This window comes from Longispora albida DSM 44784 (assembly GCF_000379825.1).
GTDB classification, from domain to species: domain Bacteria; phylum Actinomycetota; class Actinomycetes; order Mycobacteriales; family Micromonosporaceae; genus Longispora; species Longispora albida.
In genome coordinates this window covers 108,126-132,846 of the sequence record NZ_KB903837.1, presented here as the reverse complement: position 1 = coordinate 132,846, position 24,721 = coordinate 108,126, and the positions used below count along the sequence as shown (strand labels likewise).

General features: G+C 70.8%; 23 protein-coding genes. 8 read left to right on the top strand and 15 right to left on the bottom strand.

The features are described from left to right. The 3 genes from A3G1_RS0128790 to A3G1_RS0128780 are packed head-to-tail and all read right to left on the bottom strand — an operon-like array spanning position 1 to position 3,840. Positions 1-1,215 (bottom strand): acetyl-CoA C-acetyltransferase, encoded by a 1,215-nt coding sequence (locus A3G1_RS0128790; protein WP_018352973.1) that lies wholly within the window; start codon positions 1,213-1,215, stop codon positions 1-3. After that, a complete protein-coding gene (locus A3G1_RS0128785; RefSeq protein ID WP_040480103.1) occupies positions 1,212-2,303 on the bottom strand; it encodes an acyl-CoA dehydrogenase family protein in 1,092 nt (363 codons plus the stop codon). The genes A3G1_RS0128790 and A3G1_RS0128785 overlap by 4 nt, the downstream gene beginning before the upstream one ends. After that, positions 2,296-3,840, bottom strand: coding sequence for an AMP-dependent synthetase/ligase (locus A3G1_RS0128780; protein ID WP_018352971.1), 1,545 nt, complete (start codon positions 3,838-3,840; stop codon positions 2,296-2,298). Before A3G1_RS0128780 ends, A3G1_RS0128785 begins: the two co-directional genes overlap by 8 nt. A 99-nt stretch (positions 3,841-3,939) precedes the next feature. Here A3G1_RS0128780 and A3G1_RS0128775 point away from each other — a divergent pair, with 99 nt between their 5' ends. Next, entirely contained in the window at positions 3,940-5,058 is a 1,119-nt protein-coding gene (locus A3G1_RS0128775; protein WP_026212631.1) for a CaiB/BaiF CoA transferase family protein, read from the top strand. Positions 5,059-5,120: 62 nt separating this feature from the next. On the opposite strand, the gene A3G1_RS0128770 is transcribed toward A3G1_RS0128775, so the two are convergent. From A3G1_RS0128770 to A3G1_RS37320, 3 genes are all read right to left on the bottom strand, one after another. After that, positions 5,121-5,471, bottom strand: a complete 351-nt coding sequence (locus A3G1_RS0128770; protein ID WP_157641469.1) for a hypothetical protein — start codon at positions 5,469-5,471, stop codon at positions 5,121-5,123. A 145-nt stretch (positions 5,472-5,616) separates the two neighbouring features. Beyond that, a complete protein-coding gene (locus A3G1_RS0128765) occupies positions 5,617-6,210 on the bottom strand; it encodes a TetR/AcrR family transcriptional regulator (RefSeq protein ID WP_018352968.1) in 594 nt (197 codons plus the stop codon). A 36-nt stretch (positions 6,211-6,246) separates the two neighbouring features. Beyond that, a complete protein-coding gene (locus A3G1_RS37320) occupies positions 6,247-7,506 on the bottom strand; it encodes a glutamate-cysteine ligase family protein (RefSeq protein ID WP_018352967.1) in 1,260 nt (419 codons plus the stop codon). A 257-nt stretch (positions 7,507-7,763) separates the two neighbouring features. On the opposite strand from A3G1_RS37320, the gene A3G1_RS0128755 reads away from it, so the two are divergent. After that, complete coding sequence (locus A3G1_RS0128755) at positions 7,764-9,029, top strand: sensor histidine kinase (protein WP_026212630.1); 1,266 nt, start codon at positions 7,764-7,766, stop codon at positions 9,027-9,029. Between the two features lie 181 nt (positions 9,030-9,210). Here A3G1_RS0128755 and A3G1_RS0128750 read toward each other — a convergent pair whose 3' ends face one another. Further along, positions 9,211-9,894: a response regulator transcription factor gene (locus A3G1_RS0128750; protein WP_018352965.1), complete on the bottom strand. Its 684-nt coding sequence runs from the start codon at positions 9,892-9,894 to the stop codon at positions 9,211-9,213. Between the two features lie 357 nt (positions 9,895-10,251). Here A3G1_RS0128750 and A3G1_RS0128745 point away from each other — a divergent pair, with 357 nt between their 5' ends. The 3 genes from A3G1_RS0128745 (at position 10,252) to A3G1_RS0128735 (ending at position 13,193) form a co-directional block, all read left to right on the top strand. Next, complete coding sequence (locus A3G1_RS0128745; RefSeq protein ID WP_018352964.1) at positions 10,252-10,674, top strand: hypothetical protein; 423 nt, start codon at positions 10,252-10,254, stop codon at positions 10,672-10,674. 128 nt (positions 10,675-10,802) lie between these two features. After that, the gene (locus A3G1_RS0128740) at positions 10,803-12,185 is read left to right on the top strand and encodes a hypothetical protein (RefSeq protein ID WP_157641468.1); all 1,383 of its coding nucleotides are present in this window, start codon (positions 10,803-10,805) and stop codon (positions 12,183-12,185) included. A 270-nt stretch (positions 12,186-12,455) separates the two neighbouring features. Then, positions 12,456-13,193: an IclR family transcriptional regulator gene (locus A3G1_RS0128735; RefSeq protein ID WP_018352963.1), complete on the top strand. Its 738-nt coding sequence runs from the start codon at positions 12,456-12,458 to the stop codon at positions 13,191-13,193. A gap of 13 nt (positions 13,194-13,206) precedes the next feature. Here the strand turns inward: A3G1_RS0128735 and A3G1_RS0128730 are convergent, their stop codons facing one another. Then, the gene (locus A3G1_RS0128730; RefSeq protein ID WP_157641467.1) at positions 13,207-14,043 is read right to left on the bottom strand and encodes an SMP-30/gluconolactonase/LRE family protein; all 837 of its coding nucleotides are present in this window, start codon (positions 14,041-14,043) and stop codon (positions 13,207-13,209) included. Between the two features lie 79 nt (positions 14,044-14,122). On the opposite strand from A3G1_RS0128730, the gene A3G1_RS40930 reads away from it, so the two are divergent. Next, positions 14,123-14,335 carry a hypothetical protein gene (locus A3G1_RS40930; protein WP_157641466.1) on the top strand — a complete coding sequence of 71 codons (213 nt, stop codon included), beginning with the start codon at positions 14,123-14,125 and terminating at the stop codon, positions 14,333-14,335. A gap of 60 nt (positions 14,336-14,395) precedes the next feature. Here the strand turns inward: A3G1_RS40930 and A3G1_RS0128720 are convergent, their stop codons facing one another. Genes A3G1_RS0128720 through pdhA form a run of 3 tightly spaced genes read right to left on the bottom strand, consistent with a single transcriptional unit; the run spans position 14,396 to position 17,855 of the window. Beyond that, the gene (locus tag A3G1_RS0128720) at positions 14,396-15,703 is read right to left on the bottom strand and encodes a dihydrolipoamide acetyltransferase family protein (protein WP_018352960.1); all 1,308 of its coding nucleotides are present in this window, start codon (positions 15,701-15,703) and stop codon (positions 14,396-14,398) included. Then, complete coding sequence (locus tag A3G1_RS0128715; protein ID WP_040480183.1) at positions 15,700-16,686, bottom strand: alpha-ketoacid dehydrogenase subunit beta; 987 nt, start codon at positions 16,684-16,686, stop codon at positions 15,700-15,702. The genes A3G1_RS0128720 and A3G1_RS0128715 overlap by 4 nt, the downstream gene beginning before the upstream one ends. An 8-nt stretch (positions 16,687-16,694) precedes the next feature. After that, positions 16,695-17,855, bottom strand: a complete 1,161-nt coding sequence (gene pdhA, locus A3G1_RS0128710) for a pyruvate dehydrogenase (acetyl-transferring) E1 component subunit alpha (protein ID WP_018352958.1) — start codon at positions 17,853-17,855, stop codon at positions 16,695-16,697. 77 nt (positions 17,856-17,932) lie between these two features. Between pdhA and A3G1_RS0128705 the strand changes: the two genes are divergently transcribed. Next, complete coding sequence (locus A3G1_RS0128705) at positions 17,933-18,433, top strand: Lrp/AsnC family transcriptional regulator (protein ID WP_018352957.1); 501 nt, start codon at positions 17,933-17,935, stop codon at positions 18,431-18,433. 4 nt (positions 18,434-18,437) lie between these two features. Here A3G1_RS0128705 and A3G1_RS0128700 read toward each other — a convergent pair whose 3' ends face one another. The 3 genes from A3G1_RS0128700 to A3G1_RS0128690 all read right to left on the bottom strand — a co-directional run bounded on the left by A3G1_RS0128700 (position 18,438) and on the right by A3G1_RS0128690 (position 20,701). After that, positions 18,438-19,241, bottom strand: a complete 804-nt coding sequence (locus A3G1_RS0128700; protein WP_018352956.1) for a hypothetical protein — start codon at positions 19,239-19,241, stop codon at positions 18,438-18,440. Between the two features lie 110 nt (positions 19,242-19,351). Then, positions 19,352-19,918, bottom strand: a complete 567-nt coding sequence (locus A3G1_RS0128695) for a Uma2 family endonuclease (RefSeq protein ID WP_018352955.1) — start codon at positions 19,916-19,918, stop codon at positions 19,352-19,354. A gap of 72 nt (positions 19,919-19,990) precedes the next feature. Next, positions 19,991-20,701 (bottom strand): Clp protease N-terminal domain-containing protein, encoded by a 711-nt coding sequence (locus A3G1_RS0128690; RefSeq protein ID WP_018352954.1) that lies wholly within the window; start codon positions 20,699-20,701, stop codon positions 19,991-19,993. An 83-nt stretch (positions 20,702-20,784) separates the two neighbouring features. On the opposite strand from A3G1_RS0128690, the gene A3G1_RS37315 reads away from it, so the two are divergent. Beyond that, on the top strand, positions 20,785-23,853 hold the full coding sequence (locus A3G1_RS37315; protein ID WP_018352953.1) for an AfsR/SARP family transcriptional regulator: 3,069 nt from the start codon (positions 20,785-20,787) through the stop codon (positions 23,851-23,853). On the opposite strand, the gene A3G1_RS0128680 is transcribed toward A3G1_RS37315, so the two are convergent. Beyond that, complete coding sequence (locus tag A3G1_RS0128680; RefSeq protein ID WP_026212628.1) at positions 23,841-24,671, bottom strand: GNAT family N-acetyltransferase; 831 nt, start codon at positions 24,669-24,671, stop codon at positions 23,841-23,843. The genes A3G1_RS37315 and A3G1_RS0128680 overlap by 13 nt on opposite strands. Positions 24,672-24,721 lie beyond the last annotated feature (50 nt).

Below are 24,721 nucleotides of genomic sequence, written 5' to 3'. Positions count from 1 at the left end.
TCAGATCCGCTCGATAATCGTCGCGACACCCATCCCGCCACCGGCGCACAGGGTGATCAGGGCGTAGCGCGCTCCGCGCCGTTCCAGTTCGTCGAGTGCCGTGCCGACCAGCATCGCGCCGGTCGCGCCGAGCGGGTGGCCGAGGGCGATCGAGCCGCCGTTCACGTTGACCTTCTCCGCCGGGATCTTCATCTCCCGCATCACGCGCATCGGCACGGCGGCGAACGCCTCGTTGATCTCGACGATGTCCATGTCCTCGATCGTCAGCCCGGCCTTGTTCAGGGCCTTCTCGATCGCCGGGCCGGGGCCGGTGAGCATCACGGTCGGCTCGGCGCCGCTGATCGCCGCCACGACGATCCGGGCGCGGGGACGCAGGCCGAGCTGCTGCCCGACCGCCTCGCTCCCGATCAGCACCAGCGCCGCACCGTCCACGATCCCGGACGAGTTGCCAGCCGTGTGCACATGGTCGACCCGCTCCAGCTGGTGGTACTTCTGGAGCGCCACCGCGTCGAAGCCGCCCATCTGCCCCATCGCCTCGAACGACGGCGCCAGCTTGCCCAGCGACTCGGCCGTCGTGCCGGGCCGGATGAACTCGTCCTCCGCCAGGATCGGCAGCCCGTTGCGGTCGGTCACCGGCACGACCGACTTCGCGAAGTACCCGTTCTGCCGGGCCGCGGCCGCCTTGGCCTGCGACTCGGCGGCGAAGGTGTCCACATCGGACCGCGTGAAGCCCTCGATCGTCGCGAGGAGGTCGGCGCTGACGCCCTGCGGGATGAAGCCGGCGGTGTAGGAGGTCTCCGGGTCCAGGTACCAGGGGCTGCCGTCGGAACCGAACGGCAGCCGGGACATGGACTCGACGCCGCCGGCCAGCACAAGGTCGTCCCAGCCGGAGCGGATCTTCGCTGCGGCGGTGTTCACCGCTTCGAGGCCCGACGTGCAGAACTGGTTGAGCTGCGTCCCGCCCACCGTCGGCGGCAGCCCGGCCGCGATCGCCGCGACCTTCGGCAGCACGCCGCCCTGGTCGCCGACCGGGGAGACGATGCCGAGGACCAGCTGGTCGATCCGCGCCGGGTCGAGGCCGGGATTGCGGTCGCGCACGGCGGCCAGCAGCCCCGTGACCAGGGTGATCGGCTTGACCTCGTGCAGCGAGCCGCTCGCCTTGCCCCGGCCGCGCGGGGTGCGCAGCGCGTCGTAGATGAACGCTTCAGTCGTCACAGGAACCTCGCAATGAGCTCTTTCATGATCTCGTTCGTCCCGCCGTAGATCTTCTGTACCCGGGAGTCGACGTACGCCTGCGAGATCGGGTACTCGGCCATGTAACCGTAGCCCCCGAAGAGTTGCAGGCACTCGTCGACGATCTTGCACTGCTGCTCGGTGGTCCAGTACTTCGCCATCGCCGCCGTCGGCACGTCGAGCCCGCCGTCGAGATGCTTCGCGACGCAGTCGTCGACGAACACGCGCGCGATCCGCGCGGCCGTCGCGCACTCGGCCATCGTGAACTTCGTGTTCTGGAATCCGAAAATGGGCCGCCCGAAGGCCTCCCGCTCCTTCACGTATTCCAGCGTGTGCGCGACGACGGCCTCGATCGTCGCGACGGCCACCACGGCGATGATGAGCCGTTCCTGCGGCAGCTGCGTCATGAGCTGCGCGAAGCCCTCACCCTCCTCGCCGAGCCGGTTGGCGGCCGGCACCCGGACCCCGTCGAAGAACAGCTCACACGTGTCCTGGCCGTTCATGCCGATCTTCTTGAGCGGCCGGCCTTTCGTGAACCCGTCCTCCACCACGAACAGCGTGATCCCGCCCGGAGCCTGGGCGACGACGATCACCAGGTCGCACAGATAACCATTCGTGATGAACGTTTTCGATCCGGTCAGCACATATTCTTCGCCGTCGGGCTCGGCCCGCGTCGTCACCGACTGCAGATCCGACCCGGTGCCCGGCTCGGTCATCGCGATGGCGCCGACCAGGTCACCGCTGGCCATCCCGGGCAGCCAGCGCCGCCGCTGCTCTTCCGTGCCATAGGAATGCAGATAGTGCGCGACTATTCCACTGTGGACGGCCTGGCCCCAGCTGCTGTCCATTCCACGCGCCTGTTCCTCCAGCAGGACAGCCTCGTGGGCGAAAGTCCCGCCGCCTCCCCCGTACTCCTCGGGAATGCTCAGGCACAGCAGCCCCGCCGCGCCGGCTTTCCGCCAGAAATCGCGGTCGACATGGCCCTGTTCGCGGAATCTCTGCTGATGCGGCGCCGATTCTCTCGCGAGGAAAGTCCGGGCCAGATCGCGCAATGCGGCGAGGTCAGACATACAAACCCTCAATTTCTTTCCTGTACCTGCCGAGAATGGCCGCCCGCCGCAGTTTCAGCGTCGGCGTCAGTTCCGCGCTGGACGGCTCCCACGTCCCGGGCAGAATCGTCCAGCGCCGGATCTGCTCCGGTTTCGACAGGCGCTCGTTCGCCAGGCCGACCGCCTCCGCGACGGCCGCCTCCACGTCCCCGGCCGCCTCGGCCAGATCCGGATCAAGAACGATCAGAGCCACGTTGTACGGCCGCCCGTCCCCCACGCACACCGCGTGCCCGATCAGCGGGCTCGCGGCCCTGAGCTGCCCCTCGATCAGCGCCGGGGACATGTTCTTCCCCGCCGAGCTGATGATGAGGTCCTTCTTCCGTCCCGTGATCGTCACGTACCCGTCCGCGTCGATCGCCGCCAGGTCCCCCGTCCGCAGCCAGCCGTCGTCCGTGTACAGCCCGCCACCTCCGCCCCGGTACCCGCTCACGCAGATCTCCCCCCGGCACAGCAGCTCACCGTCCTCAGCGAGCCGGACCTCGACACCGTCGTAGGGCACCCCCACCGTCCCGATCCGTACCGCGCCCGGCCGGTTCACGCACGCGCCGCCCGAGGTCTCCGTCATGCCCCAGCCCTCAAGGATCTCGATCCCGAGCCCGGCGAAGAACTCCAGTACCTCTCGCGGCGTGGGGGCGGATCCGAGGATCAGCCACCGGCACTCGTCCAGCCCGAGCCGCTCGCGGACCACCGGCCCGAGTTCCGGGGTGACGCCCATGCCGTCCAGCGTCGCCTTGAGCTTCTGCCACAGCCTCGGCACGGTGAACAGCACCGTCGGCCGGACCTCCGGCACGATGCCGACCAGCTGGTCGACGGCCGGGCAGCAGGTCACGGTGCCACCGTTGACGCAGATCGCGGTGTAGTGGGAGATCCAGCGGTCGGCGAGGTGCGCCATCGGCAGGTACGAGATGGTCCGCCCGCCCGGCGTCAGGCCCAGCGCGGCCTCGGCGCCCCGGATCTGGGCCAGGATCGTGCGGTGGCTGATCTCGACGCCCTTCGGCTGCCCTGTAGTCCCTGACGTGTAGATAAGAGTCAGCAGGTCATCAGGCTGCACATCGGCCTCAGCGAAACCATCGGCTTCCGGCAGCTCGTCCACCAGGACGATCGTCTCCGCAGACTTCACCTTCTCCAGGAACTGCGGCTCGGTGACGACGATCCGGTTACCCGCGTCAGCGAAGAGCTGCGCCACCTGCTCGGCGGAGCTGGAGTTGTACACGGAGAACGGCACGGCCCCCAGCAGCATCGCCGCGATGTCGACGACGTGGAACTCCGGCCGGTTCACCAGCATCACCGCGACGGTGTCCCCTGCCGACACGCCGAGCCCCGCCAGGCCGGCCGCGACCCGCTCAGCCCTGGCCAGCAGCTCCCCGTACGTGTACGCAACGGCGCCGTCGGCCGTCCGTACCGCGATCTCGTCCCGCCTGGCCCCGGCCGTGATCCGCAGTGCAGCGTTCAGGGTCGGTGCGGCCAGCGCCGCACGGTACGCCTGCTCCTGATCCATCCGCGCTCCGTTCCCGGGACTCGTTACCGGCGCTCCTCATTCACAAACAGTCTGGACTGCATGTAACTTGTAGCACAGCCGCCTGAGTGGGAGGAAGACATGCCCGGACCCTTGGCCGGATTGAAGATTGTCGAAATCGCGGGTATCGGCCCCGCCCCGTTCGCCGCGATGCTGCTGGCCGACCTCGGCGCGGACATCATCCGGATCGACCGGCCAGGCGGCACCCTCCGGCTCGGCGCGGCAGAACACGACCTGCTCAACCGGGGCAGGCCGTCCGTAGCCGTCGACCTCAAGCACCCGGACGCCGCAGCACTCGTCCTCGACCTGGCCAGCCGGGCCGACGCGCTCATCGAGGGCTTCCGGCCCGGCGTCGCCGAACGCCTCGGCTTCGGCCCGGAAGCGTGCGCCGCCGTCAACCCGAGGCTCGTCTACGGCCGGATGACCGGCTGGGGCCAGGACGGGCCCCTCGCACAGACAGCGGGCCACGACCTCACGTACCTGAGCCTCGCCGGAACCCTGCACCCGATCGGCCGGGCAGGCGGCCCGCCGCAGGTCCCCGTGAACCTGCTCGGCGACTTCGGCGGCGGGGGCCTCTTCCTCGCCCTCGGCGTACTGGCCGCCGTCTTCGAGGCCCGCACCTCCGGCCTCGGCCAGGTCGTCGACGCGGCCATCGTCGACGGAGCCGCCGTACTCTCCACGATGCTCTACGGCATGCTGCACGGCGGCCACTGGCGCGACGAACGCGGCGTCAACCTGCTCGACACCGGCGCCCCGTTCTACGACGTGTACGAGTGCTCCGACGGCGGGCACGTGTCCGTCGGCGCCCTGGAACCCCAGTTCTACGCCGCGTTCCTCGACCGCCTGGGCCTGCCAGCCGACATCGACCGTTCCTCCTGGGACGACCTCCGCACAGCCATCGCCACCCGGTTCAAGGAACGTACCCGCGACGAGTGGGCCGCCACCTTCGACGGCTCCGACGCCTGCGTCGCCCCGGTCCTCTCGCTCCTCGAAGCCCCCAGCCACCCCCACCTGGCCGCCCGCGGCACCTTCGTCACCCGCGACGGCGTACTCCAGCCAGCCCCGGCCCCCCGCTTCTCCCGCACCCCGGCAACCCTCACGACCCGCCCGCCCCAGCCCGGCGAACACTCCCGCACAGCCCTCGAATCCTGGGGCATCTCCGAAGTCGACACCCTGATCACGTCCGGCGTCGTCCTCTGACAGCAAAAGCGGCCCGTGCACCCAGATCCGGGTACACGGGCCGCCGTTTGCCATCGAGCCGTCTACTCCTCGGCCCATCCTTCCTCGCTGTCCGGTCCACGCAGCTTGTCGCGGGCGATCAGGATGTTCAGGCTGTCGGCGATCAGGGCCATGCCGGCCCGCAGCTCGGCCTGACCAGCCTGCAGCTCGGCCTGACCAGCTTCGAGCCGCGCCTGACCAGCTTCCAGGTTCATGACCCGGTGCTTCAGGTCCTGCGTGTCTCGCTTCAGGTCCTGCGTGTCCATATGGATCGCCTGGATGAGCTTGAAGTCTGCGCGCCGCTGCTGTTGCAGCAGGTAGATCTCGGCGTCGTGCGCCCTCACGATCTGTTCGATGGGCATGGGGGAGCCAGGGGCATTGGGGCTTTTTGCCATGGACAGAGCGTAAGCACAACCCGGGCAGTTTGTCGCGCTCAGTCCTGTGTGCACTCTTGGCATCTCTGACACTGCTTTTGTCCCCTCCCTACGACCTGTGGCTTCTCAGTCCGTGCTCGGCAGAACCCGCAGAAAATTACGGGTCCTATCCGTCTGCTATAGCCGCCCTCGCCATCGTCTTCCACGTGTCCAGCAGGTGCTTCCGGCGCTTCGGGTCGCCGCCGAGCATCTCGTCCACCGCGAGGCCACGGTGCAGGTCGATGGTCAGCCAGCCGATCGTCTCGACGGCCTTCTGGCCGGCGTCGGCACCCGCGTACTTGCGGCACAGCTCCAAAGTGGCGTGTGCGAGCCCCCGCTCGACCGGCAGCATCACCTCGCGCAGCTCGGGATCGTTGGCGCACGCCACCCACAGCTCGATCGAGGCCTTGGCGAGCGGGCCGGAGAACCCTTCCCACATCAGGTCCAGCAGCGCGTCGATCCGGTCGGCTCCGGCCGGCAGCGTGGACTCGGCGGCCAGTACCCGCTCGGTCTGCTTGCGGGTCAGGTGCGCGATGGCTGCGGCCATCAGCCCGGCCTTCGTCGGGAAGTGGTGGAGCTGTGCCCCGCGCGAGAGTTCCGCGCGGGTACACACCTCCTGCATCGACGTGCGGGCGTAGCCGATCTCGATCAGGCACGCGACGGTCGCGTCCAGCAGCCGTTCCCGTGTCCGCTCGCTGCGTTCCTGCCGGGGGGTCGTCATCCAGCCAGTATTACGCCTCTGCCCGCTCCGCGCCGCTCAGGCGGCGACTGCTGTCCGGACCCGGCGGGCGGCGACGTCGTCGGCCGGGCAGCGGCCCTGGGCCGGGTACCGGGCAGCGAACGCCGCCACCGCGTCCACGATCGGCCCGGGCGCACCCATCCGGTCCAGTGCCCGCAGCGCGATCTGGAAGCAGCCGTACGCGGCCTCGGCCAGAGCCGGCTCGCGCAGCCCGCGCCGGGCAGCCGTGACCCAGTCGTGGTGCCTGCGCAGCGAGCGGAGCGGCGCGACGAGCGCGGCGGCCTGCTCGGCGGCGACCGGGTCGTCCAGCAGCGCCGTGACGAGGGCGACCGGCACGATCCAGTTCTCGCCGTCCTGCTGGTCGATCATGCGGAACTCCAGGTACCCGCGCGGCCTGACCGGCGGCACGAGCGTCCCCAGGTGCAGTTCCAGGTCGGTGTACGTCACCGGCCGTGGCCCGGCGCCCCGCAGCCAGGCGCGCATGGTCAGGCCCTCGGGCGCCGTCCAGTCCGCGGTCTCCGCGTCGGCCTCCGGGCTGGCGACGACGGCGACCTTCGCGGCCAGCGCGTACCGGGCCCATTCCTTGCCCGGGTCGTCGGTCAGCCGGGGCGCCCGCGTGCGGGAGCTGTCCATCGCGAACCGCAGTACCTGCCGGGTGGACCGCCACCGGTGCCCGCCAGCCGTGCCCGGGGAGTTGGCGAAGGCCGCCAGGAGCATCGGGCCCATCGCGTCGGACAGCCACCAGCGCCGCCGGTAGCCGCTCCAGGAGTCGGTGTCGTCGCCGGCGTCGAGGCAGACCTGCACGGAGGCCGAGTTGCACGCGACCACGCGGCCCTCGGGGCCCTGCCGGTCGTTGAAGCGTTCGAGCGCGACGTAGCGGGGCGTGTCGAGCACCCGGTACGCCGGGCGGAGCATGTCGAGCCCGCCGCCCTCCAGCCGCAGCCCAGCGGCCTCCACGGCGGCGGTGAGCAGTGCCATGTCCGACTGGACGGCCGAGACGCACTCGGCGAGGGAACCGCTGACGCCAGAGCTGAGCTCGAGCTGCCCGCCGGGCTCGATGGTGATCCGGCCCCCGCCGGGCAGGGGGTCCGGCAGGCCGGCCACGGCCTCACGCAGCCGGGCCGGATGGGGGCGGCTCAGCGGGTCCTGCGGGTCACGGACGATCCATTCCAGTTCCGCGCCCACGGAGCCGACCGGGCCGGCCCGGAACCCCGCGCTGGCCACATAGGCCATAGCTTCCTTCTCGGACAGCATGCTCTCAAGCAGCACTGCGCTCACCGCCCCCTCCTGCGGACCGAAAAAATAGCGACAACGACATGTAGCAACGACGACATGACGCCTCACGGCACACGACGTGAGAGGTGTGCTCTATTAGCGGACTCCCGAGCCATTTTGTCCAGCGACAGCGCCGATAACGGCGCGTCAGCCGGTTCGTACCCTCAAGCGTCGCTCAAAGGTCCCTCAGCTGCCACCTGTCATTGGCCCAACTGTTGGCCTAGTTGGCAGTGGCAGCAGTGCAGCGTACCTTGCCTGTAATGAGGCGTAGGTTCGTGCTGGTCGCTCTCGCGGTGGGGACTCTTGTCACCCTCGCGTGGGCCGTCCCGCTCGCTACGGTCGCATATCACTCGACCCGGAACAATGCTCTGTTCCAGGCTGAACGGGAGGCCGACGCGGTGGCGGCCGTAGCCCGGGTCAGCACGGAGCCCGAAGACCTCCGCCAGGCGCTCGCCGCCCTCCCGGAGGAGCGCAGGGGACGGATCGGGGTGTCGCTGCCGACCGGGGTCATGCTCGGCGCGGAACGCAGGGCACCGATTGCGGCTTTCGAAGCGGTCAGGAACAAGGGCACAGCGGAGACATTCGACGTACCCGGCGGAGCCGCATACCTGCGCCCGGCGGGCCGCGTGGTGATCGAGGCCTACGTCCCCTCAGAGGAACTCAACCGTGAACTGCGCCTCGCCTGGGGCGGCCCGGCCGTGCTGGGCCTGCTGCTGCTCGTCGCGGCCGGGTTCGTGGCGGCGTGGATGACCAGGAGCGCCGTGAAGGCCAGCGAGGAACTGGCCGCCGCCGCCGACCGGCTCGGTGGCGGCGACACCTCGGTACGGGTCGAGCCGGGCGGGCCGCCGGAGATCAAGACGGCCGGCGCGGCCTTCAACGACATGGCCGACCGGATCCAGGCCCTGCTCGCCAGCGAACGGGAACTCATCGCCGACCTGTCGCACCGGCTGCGTACGCCGCTGACGGCGCTCCGGCTCAACGCCGAGGCCCTGCCGCCCGGCCCGGAACGCAACCGGGTACTCGACGCCGCCCGGCAGACCGAGCAGGAGCTCACGTCGATCATTCAGGACGCCCGTGAGCCCCTCCACGACATCGAACCCGCCCGGTGCGACATCGCGGCCGTGGCGGCCGACCGGACGGCGTTCTGGGCCATCCTGGCCGCCGACCAGCACCGTGCCTGGACGGCCCAGGGCCTCGGCGTGCAGGTACCGGTGGCCGTCGGGCGGGCTGACGCTGCCTCGGCCCTCGACACCGTGCTGGGCAACGTCTTCCAGCACACGCCGCCCGGCACCGCGTACCAGGTCTCCGTCCTGCCGCGCGGCAGCCAGGTCCAGCTCGTGGTCGACGACGCCGGCCCTGGGATCGAGACACCCGACAAGGCGATGCTGCGCGGCGCGAGCGGGGCCGGCGGCTCAGGCCTCGGCCTCGACATCGCCCGCCGGGTCGCCGAGTCCACCGGCGGCGAACTGACAGTCGAGCCCAGCCCCTTGGGCGGCGCCAGGATAACCCTCGTCTTCCAGCGCTAGGCCGTTTGGACCCGCTGAGGACGACGATGCGCGCGTTGCAGAGAACCCGCCATACAACACCGGTATGGCGGAACCTCTGCGCCTTCGCCTCGCCGCCCTCAGCGGGCCACTTCAGGTCAGATCAAGTACAAAGATCAAGAGAAATGATCACCGGCCTCTTCACCGTGCCGGCATCTCCCGGCTACTCGGGGGCTACCAGCTTGACGCCTACGCCGCGCACCGTGTGCAGGTAGCGGGGCTGGGCCGCTGACTCGCCTAGCTTGCGGCGCAGCCACGACACGTGCACGTCGATGGTCTGGTCGTCCCCGCCGTAGGGGGTGTGCCAGACCTCGGTCAGGAGCTCACGGCGGCCGACCACGCGGCCAGGGCGGGCCGCCAGGTAGGCCAGCAGGTCGAACTCACGCTTGGACAGGCGGAGCGGCTCGCCGTCGAAGGTGGCGTCCCGCGCGCCGAGGTCCAGGCGGAGCCCGCCGACCTCGATCAGCTCCGCCGGGTGCTCGCGCGGCGTGGCCCGGCGCAGCACGGCCGAGATCCTGGCGGCGAGGTGGTCGGCGGAGAACGGCTTGATCAGGTAGTCGTCCGCCCCGGCGTTGAGCATCCGGATGATCTCGTACTCGGTGTCGCGCGCGGTCGCGATGAGCACCGGCACCCGGGACACGGCCCGGATCATCGACAGCGTCACCGACCCGTCGAGGTCGGGCAGCCCGAGGTCGAGCACGACCACATCCGGGTCCCACCCGGTGACCTCGCGGATCCCGGTCATCGCCTCGCCGACGGCGCGGACCACATGATCACGCTGCGTCAGGGCACGAACCAGCGCCACGCGGATCTCCGCGTCGTCCTCTACCAGCAGCACCCTCGCCATAATGTGACCGTACTCAAGGGTTGCCTTTGGGCCAAGGTTCGGGAGAATAACGACGTGCGTCGCGCTCTCGGCATCTTGGCCGCCTGGGGCACCGTGACTACGGTCGCCGTAACGGTGGCGTGGCTCGGTGTGCGCGCCTCCGAGCCACAGAGCCTGGCGGAAATTCCGAATCTTCCGATTCCTGCCCCGAGGCCGACACTCACCGTAGTCGCAGCACTGCCACCCGTGATCCCCCAGGCGACCTCGCCGGCGTCCGGAACGACGCGGCCATCGCCCCGGGTTTCCTCCGGTTCGGCGAGCGCCACGCCGCCCGGGCCGCCCCCGGGTGCCCCGCCGATCCAGGCACAGAACACCCGGGTGGAGACCACAGGGACGCCGGGTGCCACACCGGGCCCACGCGACATCTTCAGCACGCCGCAGTCGCCAGCCCCCTCACCCTCGCCGTCCGCGACCGTCATGGTCGCGACCGCCACCCCGGGCACGAACACCAAGAGCACCGGTGGCAGCCCGGCCCCGACCACGCCGCCACCGCCCACCACCGAGGGCGCACAGGTCCGCAAGGCCGCGACCAGCGGCGGGACGGCCCGGTTCTCGTACACGAAGGGCTATGTCGACCTGCTCGAGCTGCAACCGGGTGCCGGCTACACCTGGGAGGCCTACCGGCTGGCCAACGACTATGTCGCCGTCCGGTTCACGAGCTACTACCACGTAAGCACGATTTACGCTTACTGGTCGACGAACAAGATGCCCTGCATAGTGGTGTACGAAGAAACGTATTAAGCCCGATTTCCCCGGGTTGGCCGAATTCTCGGCAGGCGAGCAACTTCCCCGATCGGCGTGACCTCCCCTCGCGGGTGCCGTTGAGTCCCACGCACACGGCACAACCCCACAATTGGGAGGTCTGTCTCATGTCGACGGTTCTCATCCGTCGCACCACCCCCCTGGCCCGGAGCGTCCGCCCGGGCCGCCCCGCCGGCCGGATCGTCCCCGTGGTCCTGATGTTCGGCGCGCTGGTCAGCGCCCCCGCTCCGGCACTGGCCGAGCCCGTCTGCCACCCGGCCCCCTACCAGGCCTCCGCGGGCGCCACCCTGATCCGGCTGGGCCTGCTGGACCTGAGGCCCCTCGGCGTGAGCCTGCCGCCGCTGCTCGACGCCCGGGTCGCCACCGCGCACAGCGCCGTGGACACCACCAAGCCGGTGATCACCACGGCGGAGGCGCACTACGCCGACGCGAAGGTGCTCGGCATGTCCGCCCTCCCTGCGGCGCCAGCCAAACAGGCCGCCCCGCCGGAGAACGGCACACCCGCGACGGCCAAGCTGCCGGCGCTCAACGCGGCCGGCCTGGCGACCGTCAACCTCGCCGAGTCCTCGGCCGCCGCCAAGTGGAAGCCCGGCTTCGGGTGCGGTGAGCCCGCCTCCCTCGGCCATGCACGTACCCAGGTCGCCGAGGCCACCGTCCTGCCCGGTGGCACGCCCGCCCTGCCGCTGCTGGAGACACTGCTCGGCAGCCTGCGCCCGGCCCCGCTGGTCAAGGCAGGCGTCGCGAGCGCCGAGGCGCGTACGTCCACTGTGAACGTTCACGGCAGGACCGCCGTGGCGGCGCAGGCATCGACCGGGCTGGCAGAGGTCAGCCTGCTCGGCCAGATCACCGTCCGGGTACTGCACCAGCCGAGCCTGACGGTGGTGTCCACCGGGGACGTCCAGTACACGGCTCCGCTGCTGGAGGTCGTGCTGCCGGGCGGGCAGGTGCAGCGGATCGGCACGCCGGACGTGTCGGTGGACGCGACCGTGCCGGCCAAGCTCGGACCCGGAACTCCTGGCCTCGTGAGCATCAGGGTCAGCACCGTGGCACTGAGCAAGGAGACCAGCCCGGCCGGTGCGGTGCGGGCCGAGGCTGTCACCATCCGTGTCCAGGTCACCGCGGCCGGCGCCACCGTCGCGGACCTCGGCATCGGCCTGCTGTCCGGCACCGTGACCGCGCCGGGCCAGCAGGGCAAGCCGACCCCGACGCCGCAGGCGACCAGTACGCCGCACGTGCCGAGCATCGAGCCGACCTTTGGCGGGACGCCGTCGCAGCGCCCGGCCGGGGGTTCGGCTGGCGGGACGAAGGAGAAACCGTCCGGTTCGGACACCGTGCTGCTGGCGAGCGACGGGGACAGCGAGCCGCAGGCCAAGGGGCTGCCGGTGACGGGGCCGTGGCTCGCCGGGTACGTCATCGGGGCTTTGTTCCTGGCGGGTGGCGGTTTCCTGCTCTACAGGCTGTCCCGCAAACAGGTCGAGTTCGACGCCTGACCACCACTGGGCTGACCGTGAAGCGCCGGCAGGCGTCGTGCGGATAACGGCGCCCGGGCACGGGTTGGGTGGAGCCGTCCTGGTTCGCTTTGTGTTCCGGCCCCCAGGCCGGGGCGCAAAGGGAACCTGCTGGAGGACGGCTCCACCCAACCCCAAACGGCTCTGCCCGGCCCCAGAAATTTCCTCTTGGCGGACACGATGTGCGCTTGTCCGCACCGCCCCGGACATATCGTTCGGCTGATCATTCAGCAGACGATGTGAGGGGAAGCCATGCCGGAGCTACGTCCTGCCGGGCTGATCGGCTCGGTCGAACGGGCGCTCGGGGTGCTGGAGGCGATCGCTGACTACGGTGAGGGCGCCAGCGCAAAGACCGTGGCCCGCCGGGCCGAGCTGCCGCTGCCCAGCGCCTACCGGATGCTCGGCACCCTGCACTACCACGGGTATCTGACCAGGCACGACGACGGCGGCTACGGCCTGGGCGAGCAGCTCGCCTCGCTCTACGAGCACTGGTGCCGCCGCCTCGACCTCGATCCGGCCGTGCGGCTCGTCCTGCGGGACGTACACGACCGGGCCGGGGTCGCGGCCTGTTTCGGCAGGCTGAAGGACGGCGAGGTCAACATCGCCGACATTGTGGACAACGGCGCGCCGATCCGCTCGCAGTACACGGCTGCCCGGCTGCGGTCGAGCGGGTTCCGCAGCGCGGTCGGGCGGGCGCTGCTGGCCGCGCTGCCCGGGGAGGACCGGGCCGAGTACATCGCCGATCACCTGCCGGGGACCCGGATGGGGCCGATCCTCGACTCCGTACGGCGTACCGGCATCGCGGCCGACGTCGCCGAGTTCGCACCAGGGCTCGCCAGCCTGGCCGTCGCGATCCACGCCCCGGATGGCAGCCTGCGCGGCGCCCTGTCGGCCACGATGCCCGTCACGGACTTCCCGTACCGGCGGGCGGAGGCCGAGCAGGTGCTGCGCTACAGCGCCGTCCGGCTGACGAGGCTCCTCGCCTGGTAGCGGAAAGGACTGTCTACAGTGGTGGCTCGATCGCGCTGACCGTGAACGGGGCACCAGGGCTCGCGTTGGCGAACTGCGAGTTGACCAGCAGCAGCCGGCCACCGACCAGCCCGGCTGTCGTCGGCGTCTCGTCGAAGGGCCGCGCCCAGCGCCCGGCCAGCTCCGCCTTGCGGAAGTCGGCGTCGAGGGTGAAGGCCGTCAGGTAGAAGTTGTCGTCGTCGTTGTCGCAGGCGTAGACGACGTCACCGGCGCGGACCATGCCGTCCGCGTACAGCGTGAAGGACATGTCGACCGGCTCGGCCTGCGCCGTCGTGGTGCTGATCCGCCAGAGGTTGCCGGTGCCCTGCGCCGCGACCAGCAGGTACTCGCCGCCGGCCACCGGGATGATCCCGTTCAGGAACGGGTTGGCGTCCGCGTCCTCGCCATAGGCCGTCAGGTCCAGCCAGGCCTCCGGTTCGCCGATCCGCTCACCGGCCGCGATCCGCCACACCGTGGGGTGGCCTGAGTCGGTGACGTAGGCGTAGCCGCCGGCCACGCACACGTCGTTCAGCTTGCCGCCGAAATGCAGGCGGGCCAGCAGTTCGCCGGTCGCGGTGTCGTACGCGAAAAGGAAACCCGTCTCCCACCCGCACACCAGCAGGCGGCCGTGACCGTCGACGGCCATGCCCAGCGCCCTGGTGCGGCCCTCGGCCCCGGCCGGCTGCCAGACCTCGGCCTCGGCCCGGTCGGAGCGGCAGCGGAAGATCGTGCCCTGCCGGGCGCTGGACACGTAGAACGTGACACCGTCGGGGTCCTCGGTGATGCCCTCGGGGAACACAGCGTCACCGGGCAGTGCGTATTCATTGATCACGTCGCCGGATCGTACCGGCCGCATGTCTCGGTCAAGCAGCTAATTTGCTGGTTGTCAATGAGGGTGTAAGGATTCAGGGGTGGATCGTGTAAACGAGGACCGGTGGCCCTCGGGTAAATGGCAAGTGGTCAGAACCCGGCTGCCGCTGCACGGCGGCGAGGGCGAGCAGGTCCTGGAGTTCACCGATTTCCGGGACCGGGGCCAGGCCCTCGCCCTCTTCGACCGCTGGCGGGCCGACCCGGCCGTCGCGAGCGGCGAGCAGCGGATCAAAGTCCTCGAACTCGACCGGTAGGCCAGAAAGGGCGACACCGTTTCGGTGCCGCCCTCTTTCCTGTGTACCTGATGAGCCAGGTCAGATGAGCAGGGCGGGGCGTTCCACCCGGTCGGCGACGAAGCGGAGGAAGCCGCCGGCCACCCCGCCGTCGCACACCCGGTGGTCGAAGGTCAGGCCCATCTGGGCCACCTTGCGGACGGCGAGCTGCCCGTCCACCACCCACGGGCGGTCGATGATCCGGCCGACGCCGAGCATGCCGGCCTCGGGGTAGTTGATGATCGGGGTCGAGCCGTCGACGCCGTACCCGCCGTAGTTGTTCAGCGTGAACGTGCCGCCGGTCATGTCCTGCACGCCCAGCCTGCCCTCGCGGGCCAGCGCCACCAGCCGGGCCAGCTCGTCGGCCAGCTCGGGGGTGGACATCAGGTGCGCGTCGCGGATCACGGGTACGACGAGCCCGCGCTCGGTCTGCGCCGCGAAGCTCAGGTTGATGTACGGCAGCCGGACGACCTCGTTGCGCTCGGTGTCCACCGTCGCGTTGAGCTCCGGGTACCTGAGCAGGCCGGCCACGGTGATCCGGGCCAGCAGTGCGAGGACGCCGATCTTGTGGGCCGGGTACCCGGCGGCCAGCTCGTTCTTCGCCTGCATGAGCCCGGTCGCGTCCACGTCGACCCAGGTCGTCGCGTCGGGGATCTCCCGGCGGCTCCGCGACAGCCGGTCGGCCATCGCCTTGAGCTGGCCCTTGATCGGCACCCGCTCGTCCAGCAGCCCGGAAGCCTTCACAGCCACCGGCCGGGGCGCGGTGACAACGGCAGGAGCCTCTACGACCGGCTTGATCGCTGCTTCCACGTCCCGGCGGAGCAGGATGCCGCCGGGGCCCGTCGGGGTCAGCACCGCGACGTCCAGCCCGTTCTCCCTGGCCAGCCGCCGGACGATCGGCGAGATGACCAGCGGGGCGAGCTTCTGCTGTACCGGAGCCGGAGCCTCGACGACGGCGGTGGCGGCAGCCGCTGCCTGGCGACGGCGGCGACGGCCAGTCATCTCAGCGGTGCCGTAGCCGACCAGGACGTTGCCGGAACCCTTGCTCTCCGGCTCCTTGATCCCGGCCCGCTCTTCCTCGCGATACGTGTCCGGGCCGACCTGGCCGCCCGAGCCCGACACCGAGATGAGCGGCTTGCCCACGTCGATCACGGAGCCAGCCTCGCCGTGCAGCGCGGTGACCGTACCCGCGAAGGGAATCGGGACGTCAACGGCGGCCTTGGCGGTCTCCACGACGACCACGATCTGGTCGATGTGGACGGTGTCGCCCACGGCGACCCGCCACTCCAGCACCTCGGCCTCGGTCAGGCCCTCGCCCAGGTCGGGCAGGTTGAAGACGCTCTCCGTCATGACGCACCGGAGCCCATCGGGACGTCGTCCCACTGGAGGCGCGCGATCGTGTCCAGGACACGGTCGACACCGGGCAGGTGGTGGTGCTCCAGCTTCGGCGGCGGGTAGGGAATGTCGTACCCGGCGACGCGCAGCACCGGAGCCGCCAGCGAGTGGAAGCACCGCTCCTGCACCCGGGCAGCCATCTCGGCACCCACGCCGGCGAAACCTGACGCCTCCGTCACCACGACGCACCGGCCCGTCTTGCGCACGGAAGCGTCCACAGTGGCGTCGTCGTACGGGTTGATCGTCCGCAGGTCGACGACCTCGACGCTCCAGCCGTCCTCCACGGCGGCCTCGGCGGCGGCCAGCGCGACGGGCACGCTCGGCCCGTACGACAGCAGGGTCACGTCGGTACCCTCGCGGCGCACCTCAGCCTTGCCGAACGGGGCGGTCTGCGCGGGCAGCGACACCTCGTCCTTCGACCAGTACAGCTTCTTCGGCTCGAGGAAGACCACCGGGTCCGGGTCGTTGATCGCCTCACGGAGCAGCGAGTACGCGTCGGCGACCGTGGCCGGCGTGACGACCTTCAGGCCGGGGGTGTGCGCGTAGTACGCCTCGGAGGAGTCGCAGTGGTGCTCGACGCCGCCGATGCCGCCGGCGAAGGGCACCCGGATCACGATCGGCAGCGAGAGCGCGCCGCGCGTGCGGTTCCGCAGCTTGGCGACGTGCGACAGGATCTGCTCGAAGGCCGGGTAGGCGAACGCGTCGAACTGGAGCTCGACGACGGGCCGGAAGCCAGCCATCGCCATGCCGATCGCGAAGCCCATGATGCCGGACTCGGCCAGCGGGGTGTCGAAACACCGGTCCTCGCCGAAGTCCCTGGTCAGGCCGTCGGTGATCCGGAAGACCCCGCCGAGCGTGCCGACGTCCTCGCCGAACACGACCACCCGGTCGTCGTCCTTGAGCGCGTCGCGCAGCGCGGTGTTGATGGCCTGCGCCATGGTGGTGCTCACTGGTTCTCAGCCTCCAGTTCGGCGGCGAGCTGCGCGCGCTGGGCGGCGAGCTGGGGGGTCGGGGTCGCGTAGACGTGCTCGAAGAGGTCGAGCGGGTTGAGCACCGGGTCGGCGTTCATCCGCTCGCGCAGGGAAGCCGCGTACGCCTCGGCCTCGGCCTTGATCTCCGCGTCACGCGCGTCGTCGAGCGCGCCGGCCGCGCGCAGGTACGCGCCGAGCCGGGCGATCGGGTCCTTCGACCGCCAGTCGTCCACCTCGGACGGCTCCCGGTAGCGGGTCGCGTCGTCGGCGTTGGTGTGGGCGTCCATCCGGTAGGTGTGCGCCTCGATCAGGAACGGGCCGTGGCCTGCCCGGCCGTGCTCGACGGCTGCGAGCATGACGGCGAGCACGGCGACCGGGTCGTTGCCGTCCACGCGCTCGGAGCGCACGCCGTAGCCGACGCCCTTGTAGGCGAGCGCCGGGGCCTGGGTCTGCTTGTCCAGCGGGACGCTGATCGCGTACCCGTTGTTCTGCACCAGGAAGATGGCCGGGGCACGGAACACCGCGGCGAAGTTCATCGCCTCGTGGAAGTCGCCCTCGCTGGTCGCGCCGTCGCCGATGAAGGCCAGCGCCACAGAGTCGTTGCCCTTGCGCTTCTCGCCGTACGCGACGCCGGCCGCGTGGATGGTCTGCGTGGCGAGCGGGGTGCACTGGGGCGCGGTACGCCAGGCTGCCGCGTCGTAGCCGCAGTGCCAGTCGCCGCGCAGCAGGGTCAGCGTCTCGACCGGGTCGACGCCCCGGGTGGTGATCGCGACGGACTCCCGGTAGGTCGGGAACATCCAGTCGTCGGCGCGCAGCGCGAGGACCCCGCCGACCTGGCAGGCCTCCTGGCCGTGGCTCGACGGGTACACAGCGAGCCGGCCCTGCTTCGTCAGCGCCGTGCACTGCTGGTCGAACCGGCGGCCGACGACCATCTTCCGGTACGCCTCGGCGAGCAGCTCGACCGGCGGCTCGGCGTAGCCGGAGTGCTCGTCGACACGGGCACCGTGCTCGTCGAGGAACCGGATGGGGCGCTCAGCTGGCAGGAGCGCACTGGCGGCCTTGGCCTCCGGGCTGCTGGTCCGGGTGGCCTTGGCCGTCGCCCTGGGGGTTTTGCCCCGCGTCGACGTCGTTGTCATACCCGCAGCGTCCCGCGTGCCAGACGAGTGGGCAAGTTATCCGCGGATTCCGCGACAGGCGGCTAGGCTCGGCGGGTATGAGCAGCCAATCGTCCGAGATCCCACCGGGCAAAACGGACACCGTCAGACCTCTGGACGCTCTCGACCAGAAGATCATTTCGGAGCTGTCCATCGACGGCCGCCTCTCCATGCGCGCGCTCGCCGAGAAACTGCACATCTCCCGGGCCAACGCCTACACCCGGGTCGAGCGGCTCGTGGCCGACGGAGTCATCACCGGCTTCGGCGCGCGGCTCGACCCGGAGCGGGCCGGGCTGGGCACGTCCGCGTACATCATGGTCACGATCGAGCAGAACACGTGGCGCGAGGTGTCCGCCCGGCTGCGCGCGATCCGGTACGTGGACCACATCGCGCTCGTCGGCGGCGACTTCGACGTGCTGGTGCTGGTGCGCGCGCCGGACAACGCGGCGCTGCGTCACCTCGTACTCGAAAAGATCCAGGAAGTGCCCGGAGTGAAAGGGACCAGGACGTGGCTCGTCTTCGACGAGGCGGCAGGCGCCGGCCCCGCCGACCCCCTGTAGGGAGTCAGCCCTGCTTGTTGCAGATGACGACTTCCTCGCGGTCGTAACTCCCCTGCGGGATGTAGGTGATCACCGCGCTCCTGTCCGAGTACTTGACGCTGAAGTCCGCGGCCTTCCCCGAATTCCTCGGCGTCACGTTGACCGTCACCTCACCCTTGCCCTTGTCCGGCACCCCGGTGATCAGCGAGATCGGCACGCCGGTCAGCGAGATCGTGCCGCCCTCCAGCGACCACGTCCCGTTGTGCCGGTTACCGCTGGTGTCGCGGACGACGAACGAGCCGTCCGCCACCTCGATCGTCACCGTGGCCCGGCGCGAGGAGCACGACCACGTACCGATCGCGGTGTCCTTGAAACTGCTCGCGGTGAGCAGGACGGCAGCAGCCACCAGCCCCCCACCGCAGAGCAGCACCGCGATCACGACGAAGCCCGCGATCCACATCGGAGAGAGCTTCCGCCTGGCCGGAGGTGGCAGCGGGCCACCCGTCACCGGAGCGGGGCTGAACGGTGCCGCGCTGACCGGGCTCACGGGCATCGGGCCACTCGGCGGTGCCACCGAGGCCAGATAGGACGGCAGGCCAGGCGAAGCGGCGAGTGCCGAGCGGACGATCTCCGGACCGTCGGCCTGAGCCAGAACACTGTGTACCGCGCTCACGGCGGCCGGGCCGGTGGCCGCCATCCCGAGCGAATACGTCACCAGCTCGCAGAGCTGGACGACACCCGGATCGTGGGAGGCCCGCTCCGGGCTGGCCCCGGGCCCGGTGAGGTCACGCTGAAGCAGAGCCACCAGAGCGTCGGCCGGAATCGACATCCTGCACACCTTCGGTTGAGGCGAAGTGTCCCGCGCCTGTCACCGTAACCCGGCCAGGACGGGCATCACATGCCGCGCGGAATCGCATAACCGACAGGCCTGCTGACCGCTCAGCCGAGGTCCCGGAGGTTGATCGTCAGGTCGAGGAACGGCACGTGCAGCTCCCCGGCAGGCCCGGCCACGGCGACCTGCACGTACTCCGGACGGGCCGCACCGGTGTCCTCCAGCGTGAGTACCTCACCGGACCAGCCAGCCGGTGTGTCTTCGAGCCGGATGAACCAGAGGATTCCGGCGGCTGCGTACTCGGCGGGCTTGTCATGGAAGTCCGCGTACTCCGAGCCGGGCGAGACCAGCTCCGCGACACAGATCGCTCCGGCGGCCGGAACGGCTATTGGGTCGCCGACAGGTATGGACGTCAGGATGGTCACGTCGGGTTGCCGGGAAGTGTCGGCAGCCAGCACCAGGTTGATCGGCGGGTACACCTCCCAGCCAAGCCCGGTGACGGCACCGTGCAGGGCACTGCGCAGCTGACCGCAGGCGTGCTGGTGGCGGGGGCCAGGTGCCGGGATCGCCGTCAGCGCGCCCCTCGCCAGTTCGAGCCGGTAGCCGGGGGGATCCAGCAGGGAGAGGTAGTCCTCCAGGCGATACACGCCGGTGCGGGGGTACACAGTGGCCATTGGCATCATCCTTGCCGAGAGTGCGCAGAGTGACGGCGCCAACGCTACCCGACTGCCAGGAAAATCCGGAGATTACGTACCGGGGAGCTTCAGGCTGTCGAGTGCCAGGAGGACCGAGTCCTCGACGGAGGCCTTGGTCAGGCCGGCGGTGCTCAGCGGGCCTTCGCCGTCTTCGAGTTCGAGGAGGGCGAGGAGGATGTGCTCGGTGCCGACGTAGTTGTGGCCGAGGCGGAGCGCCTCGCGGAAGGTGAGCTCCAGGGCCTTGCGGGCCTGCATGTCGTAGGGGATCAGGTCGGGGACATCGTCCACTGTGGCCGGAAGGGTGGCGGTGGCCGCGTCGCGTACGGCGCCGACCGTCACGCCCTGGGCCACGATCGCCATCCCCGCCAGGGACTCGGGCTCGGCGAGCAGGCCGAGGACCAGGTGCGTCGTGCCGATCTCGGCGTTGCCGGCCTGGCGGGCCTCGTGCATGGCGGCGACCACGACGCTGCGCGCCCGCTCGGTGAAGCGCGCGAAGCCCTGGCTGGCCAGGTCCTCGCCCGGGGCCTTGGGCGGGACGAACCGCTTCTGCGCGGCCTGTTTCGTCACGCCCATGCTCCGGCCGATGTCCGTCCACGAGGCACCGGAGCGGCGGGCCTGGTCGACGAAGTGGCCGATCAGGTGGTCGGCGACGTCGCCGAGGTGGTCGGCGGCGATCACGGCGCTGGAGAGCTGGTCCAGGCTGTCGGCCGAGGTCTTCTTGATGGCTTCGATCAGGTCGTCGAGCCGGATCGGGTGCGTCATACCGTCAACCCTAGGTTGACGACCATGCGATCGTCAACCTTAAGTTGACGCCAGTTTTCGCGGCAGTGTATAGCCTGCAGTGCATGGAGTTCCGGGTGCTGGGTACCGTCGAAGCGTTCTCCGGAGGCCGGCCCGTCCCGATCGGGCAGCGGCTCGAACGATGCCTGCTGGGCATCCTGGTCGTCCACCTCAACACCGTCGTGCAGACCGAACGGCTGGTCGGCCTGCTCTGGGGCGGGGCTGCGCCTGCCCGGCCACGGGCCGCCCTGCAGGTCCACGTGTCCCGGCTGCGGAAGGCCGGGTTCGAGATCGGCACCCGGCACGGCGGGTACATCGTGGAGGGTGATCCGCAGCTGGTCGACCTGCACCGGTTCCAGAGCATCGGGGCGCAGGCGCGCGGGCTGGCCGGTGACGGGGAACGGGCCGCCGGATTCCGCCGGGCCCTCGCCGAGTGGGGCGGGCCGCCGCTCGACGGCGCGCTGACCGACGACGTGCGGGACCGGCTCGTCGCGCCGATCGTCGAGGCGTACCACTCCACATGGGACCTGTGCTTCGCCGCCGAGGTGGCGGCTGGCCAGCACACCGCGATCCTGCCAGAGCTGGCCGCCCAGCGCGCCGAGCGCCCCTTCGACGAGCGGCTCGCCGAGCTGCACATGAGGGCGCTGCACGGTTCCGGGCAGCGGGTGGCGGCACTCGACGCGTACCGCGCGTTCCGCGAGCTGTCGCTGGGCGAGCTGGGCCTGGAGCCCGGTACGCAGATCCAGGCCCTCCACCAGGCGATCCTCCGGGGCGACGTGCAGCAGCCGGAGCCGGCCATGCCGGTGCCAGCCCAGCTGCCGGCCAGCATTCCCGACTTCACCGGCCGGGCAGGGCTGCTCGCCAGCCTCGACGCGCTCGTACCGGAGACGAACGCCGTGGTCATCACGACCCTGGCCGGCGGAGGCGGAGTCGGGAAGACCGCGCTGGCCGTCCACTGGGGACAGCAGGCCCGCCACCACTTCCCCGACGGCCAGCTGTACGTGAACCTCAACGGATACTCCGCCGGCTCGCCGTCCGAGCCTGCCGCCGTGCTGGGCCGGTTCCTGCGGGCGCTGGGCGTGCAGCCGTCCCAGGTACCGCACGACGCGGAGGAGGCTGCCGCGCTGTACCGGACGCTGCTGGCGGGCAAACGCGTCCTGGTACTCCTCGACAACGCCCAGCACGCCGGGCAGATCCGCCCGCTGCTGCCACCCGGCGCCGGCAGCCTCGCCCTGATCACCAGCCGCGACAAGCTCGCCGGGCTCGTGGCGCGGGACGGCGCCCGCCGCCTGGCCGTCGGCGCGCTGCCACCCGCCGAGGCCGCGGCGCTCCTCAGCCAGATCATCGGCCAGGTGCGCGCCGCAGCCGAGCCCGAGGCGGTCACCGAGCTGGCCGGGCTGTGCGGCGGGCTGCCCCTGGCCCTGCGGATCACGGCGGCGCAGCTCGCCGAGCAGCCGGGCATGACCGTCGCCGGACACGTCCGGCGGCTCCGAGACGGCGACCGGCTGGCGGCGCTCGACCTCGACGAGGACCTGTCGGTGCGGGTGACCTTCGAGCACTCCTACGCGGTGCTCAAGCCCGAAGCCGCCCGGCTCTTCCGGCTGCTCGGCCTGCTGCCGGGGCCGGACTTCAGCGCCAGGGCCGCCGCCGCGCTCACCGGGCAGGCCGGCGCACGGGCCGACGCCGAGACCTCGCGGCTGCTCGGGCTGCTCGTCACGGCACACCTGCTGGAACGGCGCGACTCCGGCCGGTACGCCTTCCACGACCTGATCCGGCTCTACGCGAGCGCGCTGGCCGAGACGGATCCCGAGCGGGAGGCGGCGATCGGGCGGTACTACGAGTGGTACGTCCGCTCGGCCGACGCCGCGGCGTGGCTCCTGTCCCCCGACCGGTTCGCACTGTCCGTTCCGGACAGTTTCCGGAGGGAGGGCCAGGTCGAGCACGCCGATCACGTTGAGGCGCTGGCGTGGTGCGACGCCGAGGCAGACTCGTTTCTCGCCGCCGCTGTCTCGCCGCCGCCCGGCACGGATCCCCAGTACATCTGGCTGCTGGTCGAGAGCGTCCGGTTCTATTTCCTTTACCGGCGGCTCCTCGCTGCTGGCCTGACCCTGTCAGAGGCCGGCCTCGCCGCGGCACAGCACACGGACGATCCGCAGGTACGTGCGGCGATGCACTACAGCGTCTCCGTGAAGTACCAGCTCCAGTACCGGTTCGCCGAGGCCGAGCCGCACTTCCTGGCCGCGCTGGAATGGATCAGCAGGACCCAGCTCACGACAGCCAAAGCCATCTACCTCAAGGCGCACGGGATCAGCCTCTACCTCCAGGGCAGGCTGGCCGAAGCCGCCGAAAGCCAGAGTCAGGCGATTCCCCTGTTCGCGATGAACGCGGAGGATCGCGACGGGGTGGCCGTCACCGAGAGCGTCCTGGCTTTCACGTACACGTTCCTCGGCCGGTATGCCGAGGCCATCCCCTTGGCCGAACACAGCATCCGGGTCATCTCCGAGCTGCGCCCCCAGCTCCTGCCCTCCCACGCCGCGATGCTGGCCCAGATCCACATGGAGGCCGGCCGTTCCGGCGAGGGCATGGCCTGGCTCGCCCGGGGGCTCGCTGCGGCCGAGCAGTTCGAGAACAGCACGGCGGCGACCGTCGCCATGGTCTCGATGGCCGCCTGTCATGTCCGGGACGGCAGACCGGAGGAAGCTCGCCGCGTCCTGGAGGGCATTCTCGCCCAGGAGGCCCGGTCGCGGAGCCTGGTCACCGATTCGGAGGCGCGCACGGCTCTGGCGAAGGCCCTCTTCGCCCTGGGCCAGCCGGAGCAGGCCGTGGCCCAGGCCGAGGAAGCTGTCCAGGTCACCATCCACAACCCGGTGTTCCAGTGCGTGGCCCGGGCCGCGCTGGCCGGGATCCTGCTCGGGACGGGGGACCGGGAGCGGGCCGCCGAGCAGGCCAGGCTCGCTGTCGAGCACCAGCGGGTCACCGGGCACCGGATCGGCCTCGCCCAGAGCCTCGTCGTGCTGGGCGAGGCGACCGGCGACCAGTCCTGTGTGGAGGAGGCGCGGGCGATCTGCGCGGAGATCGGCGTGCCGTTCTCGACCGCCCGCTGGGCGCTGCCGGGCGCCGTTCAGACGGAGTAGCGGGCGCGCTGGCCGATCACGTCGTAGCCGAGGGAGCGGTACAGGGCTTCGGCGCCCGGGTTGTTGGTGGCGACCATGAGCAGCACGGAGGTCTCCCCCGCCGCCAGCATCCGGTTGTGGGCTTCGAGGAGGAGTGCCCGGCCGAGGCCGTGGCGGCGCCAGCCCGGTACGACGCCGGCCTGGCTGATCGCGGGGTCCGGCGAGCAGGCGACGAACCCGGCCGGCTCGCCCCCGGGCGACCGGGCCAGCAGCGACCAGGCCGGGGCGAAGTCGTCGGGATCGCTGATCCAGTCGATCCAGTACTCGGCGGTCCAGCCGGGGAAGCCTGGCCGGTCGGCGAACGAGTTCGTGTAGGCGTGGAAGAAGTCGTGTTCCCGGCCCGGCTGCCATTCCTCGAAGGTGACGCCGGCCGGGACGGATACCGGTTGCTGGGCGGTGAGGGCGCAGGTCATCACGAGCTCGCCGAAGGTACGGGTCAGGCCATGCCGCTCGAAGAGCTGGCCGGCCTCAGGGGTCCACGCCTCCGTCTCGGCGACGCCGGGCAGGCCCCAGGCCATGATGTGGCTGCCGAGCCCGGTACCGCGACGGGCCGGGTCGACCTGCCCGGTGAACCCCGCCGGGCGGGCACCGGCCGAGGCCACGAGTTCCGGGCCGTCGAAGGCTCCGATGGCCCGGCCGCCGTCCGCGAAGTACCGGCTGCGGAGGAAGCCGGGGTCCGCAGACATCGGCAGCCCGCCGTCGGCCGCCAGGCAGCGGCTCGTCAGCGAGGCCAGGGCCGGGAGGTCGGCAGGGGTGAGCGTGCGCCACTGAGCGGTCATGCCGGGCACGCTAGGCGAGCGGGCTGCGGCCCGCGACTGGTTTCCGGGCC

Coding starts and splice junctions, on each gene's coding strand:
- A3G1_RS0128785 (WP_040480103.1), bottom strand. CDS start 2,303: ATGTCTGACCTCGCCGCATTGCGCGATCTGGCCCGGACTTTCCTCGCG.
- A3G1_RS0128780 (WP_018352971.1), bottom strand. CDS start 3,840: ATGGATCAGGAGCAGGCGTACCGTGCGGCGCTGGCCGCACCGACCCTG.
- A3G1_RS0128775 (WP_026212631.1), top strand. CDS start 3,940: ATGCCCGGACCCTTGGCCGGATTGAAGATTGTCGAAATCGCGGGTATC.
- A3G1_RS0128770 (WP_157641469.1), bottom strand. CDS start 5,471: ATGGCAAAAAGCCCCAATGCCCCTGGCTCCCCCATGCCCATCGAACAG.
- A3G1_RS0128765 (WP_018352968.1), bottom strand. CDS start 6,210: ATGACGACCCCCCGGCAGGAACGCAGCGAGCGGACACGGGAACGGCTG.
- A3G1_RS0128755 (WP_026212630.1), top strand. CDS start 7,764: ATGAGGCGTAGGTTCGTGCTGGTCGCTCTCGCGGTGGGGACTCTTGTC.
- A3G1_RS0128750 (WP_018352965.1), bottom strand. CDS start 9,894: ATGGCGAGGGTGCTGCTGGTAGAGGACGACGCGGAGATCCGCGTGGCG.
- A3G1_RS0128740 (WP_157641468.1), top strand. CDS start 10,803: ATGTCGACGGTTCTCATCCGTCGCACCACCCCCCTGGCCCGGAGCGTC.
- A3G1_RS0128735 (WP_018352963.1), top strand. CDS start 12,456: ATGCCGGAGCTACGTCCTGCCGGGCTGATCGGCTCGGTCGAACGGGCG.
- A3G1_RS0128720 (WP_018352960.1), bottom strand. CDS start 15,703: ATGACGGAGAGCGTCTTCAACCTGCCCGACCTGGGCGAGGGCCTGACC.
- A3G1_RS0128715 (WP_040480183.1), bottom strand. CDS start 16,686: ATGGCGCAGGCCATCAACACCGCGCTGCGCGACGCGCTCAAGGACGAC.
- pdhA (WP_018352958.1), bottom strand. CDS start 17,855: ATGACAACGACGTCGACGCGGGGCAAAACCCCCAGGGCGACGGCCAAG.
- A3G1_RS0128705 (WP_018352957.1), top strand. CDS start 17,933: ATGAGCAGCCAATCGTCCGAGATCCCACCGGGCAAAACGGACACCGTC.
- A3G1_RS0128700 (WP_018352956.1), bottom strand. CDS start 19,241: ATGTCGATTCCGGCCGACGCTCTGGTGGCTCTGCTTCAGCGTGACCTC.
- A3G1_RS0128695 (WP_018352955.1), bottom strand. CDS start 19,918: ATGGCCACTGTGTACCCCCGCACCGGCGTGTATCGCCTGGAGGACTAC.
- A3G1_RS0128690 (WP_018352954.1), bottom strand. CDS start 20,701: ATGACGCACCCGATCCGGCTCGACGACCTGATCGAAGCCATCAAGAAG.
- A3G1_RS37315 (WP_018352953.1), top strand. CDS start 20,785: ATGGAGTTCCGGGTGCTGGGTACCGTCGAAGCGTTCTCCGGAGGCCGG.
- A3G1_RS0128680 (WP_026212628.1), bottom strand. CDS start 24,671: ATGACCGCTCAGTGGCGCACGCTCACCCCTGCCGACCTCCCGGCCCTG.